Source organism: Bacillus sp. JJ1474, assembly GCF_036965225.1.
GTDB lineage: Bacteria > Bacillota > Bacilli > Bacillales > Cytobacillaceae > Cytobacillus.
Genome location: NZ_JBALPC010000098.1, coordinates 18,201 through 32,018 on the forward strand (window position 1 = coordinate 18,201; position 13,818 = coordinate 32,018).

13 protein-coding genes are annotated in these 13,818 nt (G+C 38.1%); 3 read left to right on the forward strand and 10 right to left on the reverse strand.

Features of this window, described 5'->3' with window-relative positions; translation table 11 throughout:
* Positions 1-161 precede the first annotated feature (161 nt).
* Positions 162-779 (forward strand): PH domain-containing protein, encoded by a 618-nt coding sequence (locus tag V7164_RS13955; RefSeq protein WP_335345318.1) that lies wholly within the window; start codon positions 162-164, stop codon positions 777-779.
* A gap of 257 nt (positions 780-1,036) precedes the next feature.
* Positions 1,037-2,212: a sulfite reductase subunit alpha gene (locus V7164_RS13960; protein WP_335345317.1), complete on the forward strand. Its 1,176-nt coding sequence runs from the start codon at positions 1,037-1,039 to the stop codon at positions 2,210-2,212.
* Between the two features lie 102 nt (positions 2,213-2,314).
* Here the strand turns inward: V7164_RS13960 and kynB are convergent, their stop codons facing one another.
* Positions 2,315-2,941, reverse strand: a complete 627-nt coding sequence (kynB, locus tag V7164_RS13965; RefSeq protein WP_335345316.1) for an arylformamidase — start codon at positions 2,939-2,941, stop codon at positions 2,315-2,317.
* Positions 2,942-2,953: 12 nt separating this feature from the next.
* The gene (gene kynA, locus V7164_RS13970) at positions 2,954-3,811 is read right to left on the reverse strand and encodes a tryptophan 2,3-dioxygenase (protein ID WP_335345315.1); all 858 of its coding nucleotides are present in this window, start codon (positions 3,809-3,811) and stop codon (positions 2,954-2,956) included.
* A 189-nt stretch (positions 3,812-4,000) separates the two neighbouring features.
* On the opposite strand from kynA, the gene kynU reads away from it, so the two are divergent.
* Positions 4,001-5,281 carry a kynureninase gene (kynU, locus tag V7164_RS13975; protein ID WP_335345314.1) on the forward strand — a complete coding sequence of 427 codons (1,281 nt, stop codon included), beginning with the start codon at positions 4,001-4,003 and terminating at the stop codon, positions 5,279-5,281.
* A gap of 209 nt (positions 5,282-5,490) precedes the next feature.
* Here the strand turns inward: kynU and V7164_RS13980 are convergent, their stop codons facing one another.
* The 8 genes from V7164_RS13980 to V7164_RS14015 form a co-directional block, all read right to left on the reverse strand.
* Positions 5,491-6,024 (reverse strand): helix-turn-helix domain-containing protein, encoded by a 534-nt coding sequence (locus V7164_RS13980; protein WP_335345313.1) that lies wholly within the window; start codon positions 6,022-6,024, stop codon positions 5,491-5,493.
* A 16-nt stretch (positions 6,025-6,040) separates the two neighbouring features.
* Positions 6,041-6,973, reverse strand: coding sequence for an ABC transporter ATP-binding protein (locus tag V7164_RS13985; protein ID WP_335345312.1), 933 nt, complete (start codon positions 6,971-6,973; stop codon positions 6,041-6,043).
* Between the two features lie 4 nt (positions 6,974-6,977).
* The gene (locus tag V7164_RS13990; RefSeq protein ID WP_335345311.1) at positions 6,978-7,934 is read right to left on the reverse strand and encodes an ABC transporter ATP-binding protein; all 957 of its coding nucleotides are present in this window, start codon (positions 7,932-7,934) and stop codon (positions 6,978-6,980) included.
* Between the two features lie 12 nt (positions 7,935-7,946).
* Positions 7,947-8,825: an ABC transporter permease gene (locus V7164_RS13995; protein WP_335345310.1), complete on the reverse strand. Its 879-nt coding sequence runs from the start codon at positions 8,823-8,825 to the stop codon at positions 7,947-7,949.
* A gap of 19 nt (positions 8,826-8,844) precedes the next feature.
* Positions 8,845-9,849 (reverse strand): ABC transporter permease, encoded by a 1,005-nt coding sequence (locus V7164_RS14000; protein WP_335354377.1) that lies wholly within the window; start codon positions 9,847-9,849, stop codon positions 8,845-8,847.
* Positions 9,850-10,133: 284 nt separating this feature from the next.
* Entirely contained in the window at positions 10,134-11,729 is a 1,596-nt protein-coding gene (locus V7164_RS14005) for an ABC transporter substrate-binding protein (RefSeq protein WP_335345308.1), read from the reverse strand.
* Between the two features lie 9 nt (positions 11,730-11,738).
* Positions 11,739-12,362, reverse strand: a complete 624-nt coding sequence (locus tag V7164_RS14010; protein ID WP_335345307.1) for a M15 family metallopeptidase — start codon at positions 12,360-12,362, stop codon at positions 11,739-11,741.
* 265 nt (positions 12,363-12,627) lie between these two features.
* Positions 12,628-13,806: a NupC/NupG family nucleoside CNT transporter gene (locus V7164_RS14015; protein ID WP_335354378.1), complete on the reverse strand. Its 1,179-nt coding sequence runs from the start codon at positions 13,804-13,806 to the stop codon at positions 12,628-12,630.
* Positions 13,807-13,818 lie beyond the last annotated feature (12 nt).

A 13,818-nucleotide genomic window follows, 5' to 3' on the forward strand; every position in this document is an offset into this window, starting at 1 on the left:
GATGGACTTTTTGGTCGTGATAGGACAGTGAAAGTTTTTCAGAATTCGTTTATTAATACCCAATTATTTCAAAATATTGACATTCTCCCAATTTCACATAAAAATATACATGTAACTATATAATGTTATGGATCAATTTTTTAATAGAAAGGAAGATACATATGTTTAAGAGAATTGCAGCAGATGCTTTAGGCTTGTCTGATATTGGGAAAATTATCGACCCACAAGACTATGACAAAACCGAGGCTGATGACTATGTGATGCATGAGGATAATGAGAAGATTTATTTTCTAATTAAAACGAAGGCAGATGAATACTGTTTTACCAATTTAGCGCTGATCCATGTAGATGGGGAAAAAGCTATTTCGTCTAAGAGAACATTAAGAAGATACTCATATTATGAAAATGAAATATCGGATGTAGCCTTAGAAACTGCTGGAAAAATCGATCTCGATATCGAAATTAAGTTCAAATTAGGCTCACAGATTTTTGATATTGATGTTCAGAAAGATCAAATTGAAAAATTAAAAGATTTATATAAAGCACTGATTCGCATTTCCGAGATTTATAAAGAAAATAAAAAATATGTAGGCTTAGCTGATGCAAGTCTTGAGAAGGCTGTTTCTGTTTTGCACGGTGCACGCCTTGGTGAAAATATAGCATTAGATAAAGAGTATCAAAAGCTAACAGATTTTGGCTTTACTTGGCTCACCTCCGTCAGAGAACAATACCAAATCAAGGACTTTGGCAAAGTCTTTGAAAAATATATCAATAATTAAGAAGCTTAAATACATTTGTTAAACATTAAAGCAGCCTTTCTTTCGGAGAAGGGCTTTTTTTATTCATTTCTGGACAACTTTTTGGCTTTTCTCGAATACCTGTCCATATAAACTTGGAAGGATATCTGTTTAAAACCTTGCAAAAAGAATTTCATATTGCAATTTTGAAAAATCTTACTATTGTGTGACAAAAAACAATTTTGTTTTTACATTGATATGGTATCCTAGGTATATACTACTTTTGGAGGTATCGAGATATGGCAATTACTATAGAAAACCCTAAAAATGCCAAAAGTGACAAACCACAATTTTCAAGGACCAATCCATTTTTAGCACCGGTTCTTAAAAATAGTAACTTAAATGGAACAGGCTCAAGTAAAGAAACAAGACATATTGAGTTATCATTAAAAGGTTCTGGCCTTTCATATGTTCCAGGTGATGCGCTTGGTATTGTCCCTGCAAATGATCCGGAACTTATATCATCCCTTCTTGAAGAAATGGGATGGGACGGTGAAGAAATTGTAACTGTTGGAAAACAAGGGGAGACGCTGCCATTGAAGGAAGCGTTAACAACGTATCTTGAAATTACTCTGCTGACGAAGAAGGTTTTACAGCAGGCAGCAGCCTTTACAGAAAATGAAGAGCTGCAAAGGCTTATATTGGTTGAAAATGCAGACCAGCTAAAGGAATATTGTTATGGTCGCGATTTATTAGATATGTTGCGCGATTTTGGCCCTTGGAAGGCATCTGCCCAAGAAATCGTCTCCATATTGAGAAAAATGACGCCGCGTCTTTATTCTATCGCAAGCAGCATAAGTGCTAATCCAGATGAAGTTCATCTAACAATTGGTGCTGTACGCTACACTGCTCACGGGCGTGAACGAAAAGGGGTTTGTTCAGTTCAATGTGCTGAACGAGTTCAAGAAGGAGATACGCTGCCAGTCTTTGTTCAAGCCAATAAACACTTCTATTTACCAGAGTCACTAGAGAAAGATATTATTATGGTTGGTCCTGGTACAGGCATTGCTCCATTCCGTTCTTTCATCCAGGAATGGGAAGTCAATCAAGCAGCTGGCCGTACATGGCTCTTTTTTGGAGATCAGCATGAAGCAACGGATTTCCTTTATCAAGACGAATTGGAAAAATATCAACAAGACGGAGTATTAACAAAGCTTGATACTGCCTTCTCTCGTGATAAAGATGAAAAGGTGTATGTTCAGCATAAAATGCTTGAACATAGTAAAGAATTGTTTGAATGGATTGAAAATGGAGCTTATTTCTACGTTTGTGGGGATAAGGAACGTATGGCGAAAGATGTTAACGATGCTCTTGTTACTGTTATTGAAAAAGAAGGTTCGATGACTCGAGATGAAGCCGAAGCTTATCTAAAAGATATGCAAAAGCAAGGTCGTTATCAGCGTGATGTATATTAAATGAAACGCATTTTATTTTAAAGATCCTAAGTTTTTAACAATCCAGCTCCCTCCGTTCCAAGCGAAATGGAGGAAGCTGGATTTTTTAATGAACTGTAAAGGTCATACTTTCTTTTTTAAAATAGCACGGACAGGGCTTCCATCTGCTTCTGCAAGCGGCAATGGGATAGCTGCTAACTCATATTCCCCTGGATCGATATGATCAAGTACAAGCCCTTCCAAAATATGAACTCCGTGCCGAGTCAGTTCATGATGAGCAGGTAGTTCCTTGCTGTCTAAGGGATCAACTGAAGGCAAATCAAGGCCGAATAGCCGAACACCTTTTTGTGAAAGATAAGCTGCCAGTCCTGGCTCAATAAAGGGAATACTTTCTGGAAAAACCGCTCGATTTTTCCATGCCCCTGTATAGATTAACAGACGGGTCACCCCGGATAAGTCGACCTTACTTACTTCATCCACACCAATACTATCTTTATTCGGCAAATGGATGACAAGTGCTTTCCCAATATACAAATCTAAATCAAGTTCGATTACTCTTTTTCCATCATTATCAAAATGAAAAGGAGCATCAATATGTGTACCTGTATGTGCACTCATTGTGATTTGTCCGACATTTACGGACCCGCTTTCTTCTTTGCTCCAGTTAACTTTATAGGAAAAAGGAGTATCTCCCGGCCAAATAGCTACTTTTTCATCCAATCGTTGTGAAATATCAACCCATTTACTCATGCGCATTCCCCTTCATAGTTTTGTCCTTAAGCTCCACAATTCCGGAAAGAATTGGTGATCAAGAACTCTTTTTAAATAGGGAACCCCTGAAGAGCCACCTGTTCCCTGCTTATGACCGATAATTCTTTCCACTGTGTTCATATGATGAAACCGCCAAGACTGATGCCCGCTTCCAATATCAACAAGCTTCTCAGCTAATTCGTATAAATCCCAATATTGTTTCACATCTCGATAAACGGTCAGCCACGCTGCTTCCACAGTTGCATTTGACTTGTAATTTAGTGACCAGTCTCTATCAAGTGCCTCCTGATCGATTGACAAACCTCGAATAGCAAGAGCATGGATCGCCGCATCGTAAATGCTTGGCTTATTCAAAGCCTTGTTCAATGTTTCGAAAAGCTCGTTTTGATGCTTATAAACTACTAGTGAAGAAGCATTTTTATGCCCTAGTGCAAATTCAATCAGTCGGTTTTGGTATGATTGAAATCCTGATGAAGACCCTAGCTTGTCACGAAATTCTAAATATTCAGCGGGTGTCAACGTAGACAATACACTCCATGATTGAATCAATTGCTGTTGGATTCTTGAAACACGAGCAAGCATTTTAAAAGAAGGCTCTAAGTTATTTTGGTGAATACATTCTGTCGCTGCTGCAAGCTCGTGGATGATGAGCTTCATCCATAATTCACTTGCTTGATGGATGATGATAAACAGCATTTCATCGTGATGATTGGATAATAAGTGTTGACTAGAAAGGATTTTATCAAGATGTAGATAATCCCCATATGACATATGTTTTTGGAAATCTGTATGTATCGTTTTTTCGAGACTGGTCTCCTGACTATGTTCATTAACGGGTTTTTTCTCCATACTTTTCACCTTCTTCTTATCCATATTTTCTGCTATTTGATAAATAAACCGTATCAAGAATAATACTTTCCGTCAATTAAAAATCTTAATATTTAAAAAATATAGATTATTTAAGTGAATTTTTATTTACTTCATACAAACTCTAAGATATCCTTCTAGTAACTTATTAGAAGGGATTGAAGATTATTAATGACAACGAATTCATTTATCCCAACTAAAGGATATGCACAACAATTAGATCGAAATAGTATGACCTTTAGAGAAGAGTTTTACATTAAAGACGGTATTTATTATATGGACGGAAACTCTTTAGGACTGCTTTCTAAAAGGGCAGAAAAAACATTGCTTCTCAGTTTAGACGATTGGAGGAATCTGGGTATTGATGGATGGACTTCTGGGCATCAGCCTTGGTTTGATTTTTCGGAGAAATTAGGAGCATTGACTGCCCCGTTAATAGGAGCAAAGTCAGAAGAGACAATTGTTACAGGCTCAATCACAATAAATATTCATCAAATGTTAGCAACGTTTTACAAACCTGAAGGAACACGGACAAAAATAGTGGCAGATGAATTAGACTTCCCATCTGATATTTATGCGATAAAATCCCAATTGCACCTGTTTGGGCTTGATCCAAATGAACATTTAGTGCTAGTAAAAAGTCGTGATTCGCGCATTATTAACGAAGCCGATATCATTTCTTCTATGACTGATGAGGTCGCCATCGTCTGGCTGCCATCTGTTCTATATCGAAGCGGTCAGCTCCTTGATATGGAGCTTTTAACAAAAGAAGCTCATAAAAGAAATATATTAATCGGGTTTGATCTAGCCCATTCGATAGGGGCTCTTCCGCATTCCTTGCATGATTGGGGTGTCGATTTTGCAGTCTGGTGTAATTATAAGTATTTAAATAGCGGTCCAGGCGGCGTGGGAGGATTATTTGTACATGAAAGACATCATGGAAAAGCCCCTGGTCTAGCAGGTTGGTTCAGTTCAAACAAAGAAAAACAGTTTGATCTTGAACTGGATTTGACACATGCCCATTCGGCTGGTGCCTTCCAAATCGGCACTCCACATATATTAAGTACTGCCCCGCTCTTAGGGTCCCTCGAAATTTTTGCTGAAGCAGGAATCGAAAATATCCGTGAGAAGTCTCTAAAAATGACTGGATATATGATGTATTTAATCGGGACTGAACTTTCAGATTTTGAATTTAGTATTGGAAACCCAGCAGAAAATGAGCGCCGTGGAGGGCATGTTTGTTTAGAGCACCGCGAAGCGGCACGAATTTGCAAAGCTTTAAAAGATCATCATGTCATCCCTGATTTCCGAGCGCCAAATGTCATCAGACTAGCCCCAATCGCATTATATACAACTTTTGAAGATATATGGGAGACCATTCAAATTTTAAAAAGAATTATGGTAAACGAAGAATATAAAAAATATGAAAATGCTAGAAATGTAGTAGCCTAGTTCTTTTTTAGCATACAAAAATTCCCAGACTTAGAGGCTTTCTCTTTTGGAACTCAAAAAGAGAAAAGCCTTTTCGTTTTAGGTTTCACTCTTCCATAATTTATACTCTATATTTTAATATACAAATAACGTCTTCCTATTACTTTTTAGAAAGACGTTAAAAAACATTGATAAGACATAAATCCAATTTTACTAGCAAAATAATAATTCTACGCTTCTTTCATCACCCATACCGAAACTGCTTTCTCCTCACCAACATTTACATAACGGTGAGGAGTAGTACTCTGAAAGTAAATACTATCGCCAGCTTGAAGAGAAATTTCATCTTCACCTAATGCAATATTCATTTCCCCTTGAATCACATATCCAAATTCAACCCCAGGGTGACTGACCAGCTCCATCTCGCTTTGCTCCCCTGGCAGAATTTCTACCAGTAAAATTTGCTCATCACTAAGATGGCTTGGCATCAGTTCATGGTACCTTACGATATCATTCGATAATTGCAGTAATCTGTGTTCACCTTTTCTAATGACAAATTGATTTTCTTTTGAGCCATCAAAAAAATAATTGATTGGAGTATTTAAGGCTGTGCATATTTTCCAGAAGTTGCTGACAGTTGGGTCCACAAGACCTCGTTCTATTTGTGAAAGGAGGCCTTGGCTTAAGCCCGTTTTCTCCGCTAAGTCAGCAAGTGTAAAGCCTTGCTTTTTGCGAATTTCTCTGACCTTGTATTCCTTTATCATCTATATAACCACCCTTCTAATAATGGCAAGCAGCCAGATGGTCTTGACCCCTGCCTTCAAGCTTAGGGCTGATTAAACATCTTTCAGTTCGCTTTGGACATTTTTCATAGAAAACACAGCTTACTTCTCCCTTAGGCGGCAAAGTTTCGGCAAAGCCTTTGATGCCTTGTTCATTCGTTTCAAAAAGGCTTGGCAATGATGATAAAAGGATTTCAGTATAAGGGTGCTGTGGATCATTAAATAGTTTGTCTGTTTCACCCATTTCGACAATATTGCCTTTATAGAGTACAGCTACTTTCGTACACATATATTTTATGACGGACATGTTGTGTGAGATAAATAAATAGGTTAAGCCTCTTTCTTTCTTTAATTCCTTTAATAGATTAAGAACCTGTGCCTGCACGGAAACGTCCAATGCTGAGGTTGGTTCGTCAAGGACGATAAATGAAGGATCTGTAATTAGTGCTCTGGCAATTGCAATTCTTTGACGCTGGCCACCACTGAATTCATGGGGATACCGGTCCAGATGCTCTTCTTTTAGCCCTACCCGTTTTATTAATTTTAATAAATTTTCGTACGAACCTTTTTGCCTTCTTTCTGTTTTATCAAGTGCATAGAGTGGTTCCAAAATAATTTCTTTAATGGCCATTCTAGGATCTAATGAAGATTGCGGATCTTGGAAGACGGTTTGTAATTCTCCTGGCTTTCTACGAATATACTTATTTCTTTTCCATAAAGGATTGCCTTGATAAAGGATATCGCCTCCTGTTGGAGATTCTAGCCCAATAAGTAGTTTGCCAAACGTACTTTTTCCGGATCCAGATTCACCGACAAGCCCCAGCACCTCTCCTTCAGATATAGAAATGGACATATTATCTAGGGCTTTCACGGTTAGTTTCCCTTTTTGATAATGCTTATGTACGTGATCCATTTCGATCATTACGGTCATAGAATCAATCCCTTTCCAGCCAACATGCTATATCATGCTGATTTTGCCATTGAATTAATTCAGGCTGCTTTGTCCGACAAATATCCATTACGTAATGGCATCTTGACGCAAACGCACAGCCTACTGGACGTTCCATTAAGTTTGGCACCTCGCCTTGAATCGCCTTTAATGGTTCATTCGCATCCTTGCCATCAGGTAAGGCTTCAATTAGTGCTCTGGTGTATGGATGCTGAGGAGCATGTAAAACCTCCTTCGTCTCACCGGACTCAATCACTTCTCCCGCATACATGACAACCGTTCGATCGCAAATCTGTGAAACGACCCCTAAATCATGGGTAATAAATAAAATCGATGTTCCTTTCTTCTCATTTAATTCTTTCATAAGCTGCAAAATTTCATGCTGAATGGTTACATCTAAAGCTGTTGTTGGTTCATCTGCAATAAGCAGATCAGGAGGGGCTGCCATCGCAAGCGCGATTACAATCCTCTGGCGCATTCCTCCGCTTAATTCAAACGGATATTGTTTAGCTACATGCTCTGGATTGTGAATATGTACATCTTTTAACGCATTAATCATTAATTGTTTCGCTTCTTTTTTGCTCACTTTCCGATGTCTGCGAATAACTTCTGATAATTGCTCGCCAACCTTCATCGTCGGATGAAGAGCCGTCATAGGCTCTTGGAAAACCATCGCAATTTTCTTCCCGCGAATGGTTTGTATTTCTTTTTTTGATAAAGTTAATAAATTTTCTCCTCTATATGAGATTTCTCCATTCGTTATTTGCGCATTATTTTCTAATAGACCTAATATTGAAAGGGCTGTGATTGATTTTCCTGAGCCTGATTCTCCTACGATCCCGACAATTTCTTTTTCCTGAATGGAAAGATTAATATTTTTTAGAGCTTCAATCGTTCCTCTGAAGGTTTGGAAATTGACATGTAAATTTTTTATTGCTAACATTCCACCGCCCTCCTATCTGCTTGATTTCGGATCCAATACATCACGGATTCCATCTCCAATTAAATTTAAGGCTCCTGCCGATAAGAAAAGTAATAAACATGGAAATGTCGGATACCACCAGAAATCCAGCAAGTACTTCCAGCCAATACTAATCATAGCTCCCCATTCAGGTGCTGGCGGTTGTGCCCCTAAGCCCAAAAAGCCTAATGTGGCAATTAATAGAATCGCATCCCCTACATCTAATGTCCCTTGAATGATGACAGGAGAAACTGAATTCGGCATAATATGTTTTCGAATAATTCGAAGCGGATGGATGCCGAACGTTTGCGCAGATTTAACAAATAATGACTCTCGTAAACTTAATGTTTCACTTCGAGCTAAACGAACATAGACAGGAATCTTTACAATCGCAATTGCAATCATCGCATTTTGAATACTTGGCCCTAATGCTGCAGCCAAAGCCATTGCCAAAATCAATGTTGGGAAGGCTAGGACCATATCCATTATTCTCATTATGACTTGATCAATCATCCCGCCGAAATACCCCGAAATCGTTCCAATCATTAATCCAATAGCAGCAGCAATCAAAATGGCTAATATTCCTAACCCTAATGACAATCTTGCCCCATACAAAATTCTTGTAAAAATATCTCTTCCGACTTCATCTGTGCCAAACCAATGGGACCATGATGGAGGCTGGAATTTATTTGCTGCATCAATAACGGTCGGGTTATACGGAGTTAATAGTGGAGCCAAAATCGCAGCCAAAATAATCACACCTAAAATGATTCCGCCTGCCATTGTCAGCTTATTTTTTTTCAGCTTATATAATAGTGCACTTCTTTTCACTAGAGGCAGCTGTTGTATATCCGTTTGTGGCTGTGCTTCCAATTCATTTTCCTCCTTTCTATCATTCTTTTATTTGAGGATTTAGCACATAATAAGAGAGGTCGACAATTAGGTTAATGAGCACATACCCAATCGAAATAAATACAGTAAATCCCATCATAGCCGGGAAATCTAAATAGGAGATGGATTGAACCACATATCTTCCCATTCCAGGCCATCCGAATATCGTTTCAGTCACGACCGCACCGCCAAGCAATGCGCCAAACGAAACCCCGATGATCGTGATGGTTGGGATTAAAGCGTTTCGTAAACCATATTTGATTAAGAGATATGGTCCATGGATTCCATTTGCAATTGCTGTTCGAAAATATTCTTTTTCCAATACCTCTAACATGCTCGCCCTAACTTGGCGTGTGATAATGGCTAATTGGGCAAAGGACAGGACAATCGCCGGAAGTATGATATGACGAAGACTGCTCTGAAAAGCAACAAAGTCCCCGCTTAACAAGCTATCGAGCAAATAAAACCCAGTGACATGTGTAGGTGGATTAATATGCATATCAATTCGTCCGTTTGCCGGAAACCAACCTAATAATCCGTAAAAAATAAATATCACAACCAACCCGCTCCAGAAAACCGGTGTGGAAATTCCACTAATCGTAAAAATTCTGCTCGCATGATCCCAAAACGTATTTTTCTTAACGGCCGCTAAAATACCGAGCGGAATTCCAATAACAATGGCTATGAAAAAAGCTAGTATCGCTAATTCTAATGTTGCTGGGAAAAAGACAAGCAAGTCATCCAACACAGGTTTTTGCGTACGAATAGACGTACCTAAATCCCCGCTCAGCAACCCCTGCATGTAATGGGCATATTGGGTCAGAACCGGCTGGTCTAGACCCAATTGCTTTCTAACTTGTTCTAATGTTTCTTCATTGGCCCGTTGACCGGCCATCATACTGGCCGGGTCACCGGGAATAATATTTGAAAGAATAAACGTTATAAAGGTAACGCCAAAAACAACAAAAACTAGTAGCAATAATCTTTTGAAAATCATTTTTGCCATAACAATCCCCCGCTATTATCGCAGATTAACGGGCAGTAAGATCCCCAAATTAAGGTTCGGGCATAAACATTTAATAGTATTTTGGGGATCAACTGCCCATAAAGGCCCGATTATAGGAACACAGACTAAGAACGCCACCTCCTGTGGCAACGTCTGTGTGACCCACATCCTGTGGGACGCAACTAACAATCAGTAAGATTATGGCTGACTAAAAGCGCCACATACAATGGCAACTTAGTCCTAGCACTCCTATTCGTCTGCCTCCCACTGATTGAAGTTTCACCTTACTGCTTATTCATCTCTGCTAAATTATAAATTCCTTCAAGCATTGGATTGTAAACAAAACCTTGGACAGATTTACTTACTGGCAAGGTAAAATCCTTTTGGAAGAGTAAGATATACGGTGCTTCTTCAATAACAATATCTTGGATGTCAAAATACAAAGCTTCCCTTTCTTCTTGGTTATTAGAAGTTGCCGCTTGCTTTAATAATGTATCAACCTGATCATTTTTATAGAAAGCACGGTTTCCGGCTAATCCGAAGTTTGCTGAGTCATACCAATAGTTCATAAACATATATGGATCACCAAAGTCCGGGCTCCATACGCCAAGAGCTAAATCAAATTCCCCTTTATCCATCATTTCGCGTGAAGTAGCATAAGCAACCTTGTTCAGTTCAACATTTACACCAATCTCTTTTAAATTCGCCTGAATCGTTAATGCTTCTGTTTCCCACCATGTTTTATTATCTGAATACAATAAAGTCAGGGTTACATCAGTTGCTCCTGCTTCAGCTAATAGCTCTTTTGCTTTTTCAATATTTAGCTCATATTGGATGGCATCTTTATTATGACCCCATAATCCATCTGGAACAGGCCCTCTCATCGGTGTAGCAAATCCTTGGTGAACAACATCAATCATTGAATTATAATCAATTCCATAGCTTAGCGCCTGTCTTACTTTAGGGTCTTTTAATGCTTCATTTCCTTTACTGGAATTAACATATACATAGTCCACTAGCAAGCTTGGTTTTTGTAATAACTCTACATGATCCATCGAGCGGACGGATTCGATCTGTTCTGTCGGAATTCCCTCAGCAACATCAATTTCTCCCTTTTCTAATTGCATGCGTTGTGTAGCCCCGTCAGCAACAATTCTAAAATATACTTCTTCAATGCTAGGTTGAACCTTCGCCTCTTTATTAACAGAAAGTTTTATATACTCACCTTGTTTCCATTCTGTTAATTCATATGAGCCGCTTCCCATCGTATTATTTGCTAAATAGTTTTGTCCTAAATCTCCATCCTTTTCATGCTCCATAACCTTCGGATTCACAATTCCCCCATAGTTAGCTGCCAAAGTGGATAAGAAAGGCGGGAAGTTTTCTTTTAATGCAAATGTCACCACATATGGAGACTCCACCTTAATCTCTGAAATAACACCATAAACTTCTGCAGGACCGTTGCCAATCTTTAATGTCCGTTCAAAAGTAGTTTTAACCGCTTCTGCATTAACCTCTGTTCCATCGGAAAATTTATGGCCCTCATTTAATGTGAATGTCCATGTCTTTCCATCCTCACTTACCTTCCATTCCTTAGCTATTCCTGGTTTTACTTCAGTTGACTCACCATCATACTCTACTAATCTCTCATAAGCAGGGTATGTAATTTTCCATGCTGAGTTATCCATCGTAACCGCAGGATCCAGCGTCCCTTGGTCAGCTGTCATGGCAACAGTCAAGATTTTCTTTTCTGTGCTGTCACCATTAGCCGTTTCTGTGCCTTCCTTTTCCCCTGTCTTCGCAGGAGCATTCGAGTTTTGTACACAACCTGCCAAAACGATAAGTACACTAAACAAAAGGAACATTAACTTTTTCTTCATTTTTACCCCTCACTTTTCGATCTCTTGATATAGGATACCTTTGAAATATTCCTGCTTTCCCTTTTTCTTTGCCCAGCTTTTCGTGCCGTATTCAAAATGCCACCACTCATCCGTATTTGAAATAAAGCCAACCCCCATCATGACATTTTTTAATATTCTCCTGTTGATTAAAAATTCTGTCTCTTCGGATGACAAGTCAGCCTTTTTCTCAAACCAATCAAGCTGGGACCTTTCATGGAATTCATCAAATTCACTACCCATCTGAAGCCACCCATGTTGATCAGCTATCGTTAGATCAACAGCCCCTCCCGATAAATGCGGGGATGGATTTGTAATATCTTTAGTTGGAGTCGCCACAAATTTATATAGCTCCTGTTCTAATTCCATATCTTTAAAACCTTCATTTTCTAAATCACGCTTCGTTTGTTCATAAATCGCCCTTTGCGTCTCGTAGGAACGCCACCCATCAAGGATTACAAAAGAGATTCCTTCAGGTAAAAGATGAGAAGCTTCAAGCAGCTTTTCCATAACCTCTTTCCTTAAATAACATTCGTTTTCCGCACCAGGTAAACCATTCAAAAAATAATAAGGATAAATATGTATTTTCTCAGATGCCTCTGAAACTGGAACCAACACTTTTTTCACCTCAAAATCGTTTTAGCTTTCTAGGTTTTTTTGCTCACCTCCTACTTCTAAATATTAAAACTAATTTTAATATTTTAAATATTATATCATAATTTGGTAGTTTTTCTAGATTATTTTTGTAAATGGAGGAAAAAAGGACTATTGGGAGTTTTCAAATCCAAGAAAAAAACGCTCCTTACATTTATGTAAGAAACGTTTTTTAAATCTTTTTCTTTCTTAATATCCTTCTTTAATGAATGTTATTTTCATTAATTTAAATAATGATGCTTACAATTACTGCTGATAAAACACTAACTAATGTTGCTCCAAACAATAGCTTCAACCCAAACCGGGCAACTATGTTTCCTTTCTGTTCGTTTAAACTTTTTACAGCTCCTGAAATGATTCCAATAGAGGAAAAGTTTGCAAATGAGACAAGGAATACTGAGATAATTCCTAGTGTTCGAGGGGTAAAGCTTTCCTGCATTTTAGCTAAATCCATCATAGCTACAAATTCATTTGTCACAAGCTTTGTCGCCATAATACCGCCTGCTTGAACAGCCTCATATAATGGAACCCCCATAATTAATGCAAAAGGTGCAAAGATATATCCCATGATCTCCTGGAACGAAATACCGAAAATTAATTCAAAAACGCCATTAATTCCAGCAATTAATGCAACAAAACCAATTAACATGGCAGCAACTATAATCGCTACTTTAAACCCATCAATTATATATTCACCTATCATTTCAAAAAAGCTTTGTTTTTCCTCTTGAATAATAAGTATATCTTCGTTGGATTCCACAGTATACGGATTAATTACGGATGCAATAATAAATCCTCCAAATAAGTTCAGTGCCAATGCGGTAACCACATATTTTGGTTCAATCATCGTCATATAAGCTCCAACTATGGACATTGAAACCGTTGACATGGCTGATGCACACAATGTATATAAGCGATTGGCCGGCAGTTGGCCAAGTTGCTTTTTAACCGTAATAAATACTTCTGATTGACCAACCATTGCTGATGCAACGGCATTATACGACTCTAACCTTCCCATACCATTTACCTTACTTAACAAGAACCCAATTCCTTTCATAATAAAAGGAAGTATTTTTAAATATTGGAGAATACCAATTAATACCGAAATAAATACGATTGGAAGCAGAACATTTAGAAAAAATGGCATTTCACCTTCGTTTGCAAGGCCTCCAAAAACAAATGATATTCCACTGTTCGCATAAAATAATAATTTATTAAAGACGTCTGAAAACACTTTAATTAATACAAATCCAAATTTCGTATTTAACAATAATCCCGCTAATAAAAGTTGGATAACAATCATCATAATAATTGGTTTGATCTTAATATCTTTCCGATTATTACTTGCTAAATAAGCTAGTCCCAAAACAACAAGCAGTCCAAACAAAGCTATAACGTATTTCATAATTCCTCCAAT

Excerpts from the sequence above, each read along its gene's own strand:
- V7164_RS13955 (WP_335345318.1), top strand. The coding sequence starts at position 162 with ATGTTTAAGAGAATTGCAGCAGATGCTTTAGGCTTGTCTGATATTGGG.
- V7164_RS13990 (WP_335345311.1), bottom strand. The coding sequence starts at position 7,934 with ATGTTAGCAATAAAAAATTTACATGTCAATTTCCAAACCTTCAGAGGA.
- V7164_RS14000 (WP_335354377.1), bottom strand. The coding sequence starts at position 9,849 with ATGGCAAAAATGATTTTCAAAAGATTATTGCTACTAGTTTTTGTTGTT.
- V7164_RS13985 (WP_335345312.1), bottom strand. The coding sequence starts at position 6,973 with ATGACCGTAATGATCGAAATGGATCACGTACATAAGCATTATCAAAAA.
- V7164_RS13980 (WP_335345313.1), bottom strand. The coding sequence starts at position 6,024 with ATGATAAAGGAATACAAGGTCAGAGAAATTCGCAAAAAGCAAGGCTTT.
- V7164_RS14005 (WP_335345308.1), bottom strand. The coding sequence starts at position 11,729 with ATGAAGAAAAAGTTAATGTTCCTTTTGTTTAGTGTACTTATCGTTTTG.
- V7164_RS13960 (WP_335345317.1), top strand. The coding sequence starts at position 1,037 with ATGGCAATTACTATAGAAAACCCTAAAAATGCCAAAAGTGACAAACCA.
- V7164_RS14015 (WP_335354378.1), bottom strand. The coding sequence starts at position 13,806 with ATGAAATACGTTATAGCTTTGTTTGGACTGCTTGTTGTTTTGGGACTA.
- kynU (WP_335345314.1), top strand. The coding sequence starts at position 4,001 with ATGACAACGAATTCATTTATCCCAACTAAAGGATATGCACAACAATTA.
- kynB (WP_335345316.1), bottom strand. The coding sequence starts at position 2,941 with ATGAGTAAATGGGTTGATATTTCACAACGATTGGATGAAAAAGTAGCT.
- kynA (WP_335345315.1), bottom strand. The coding sequence starts at position 3,811 with ATGGAGAAAAAACCCGTTAATGAACATAGTCAGGAGACCAGTCTCGAA.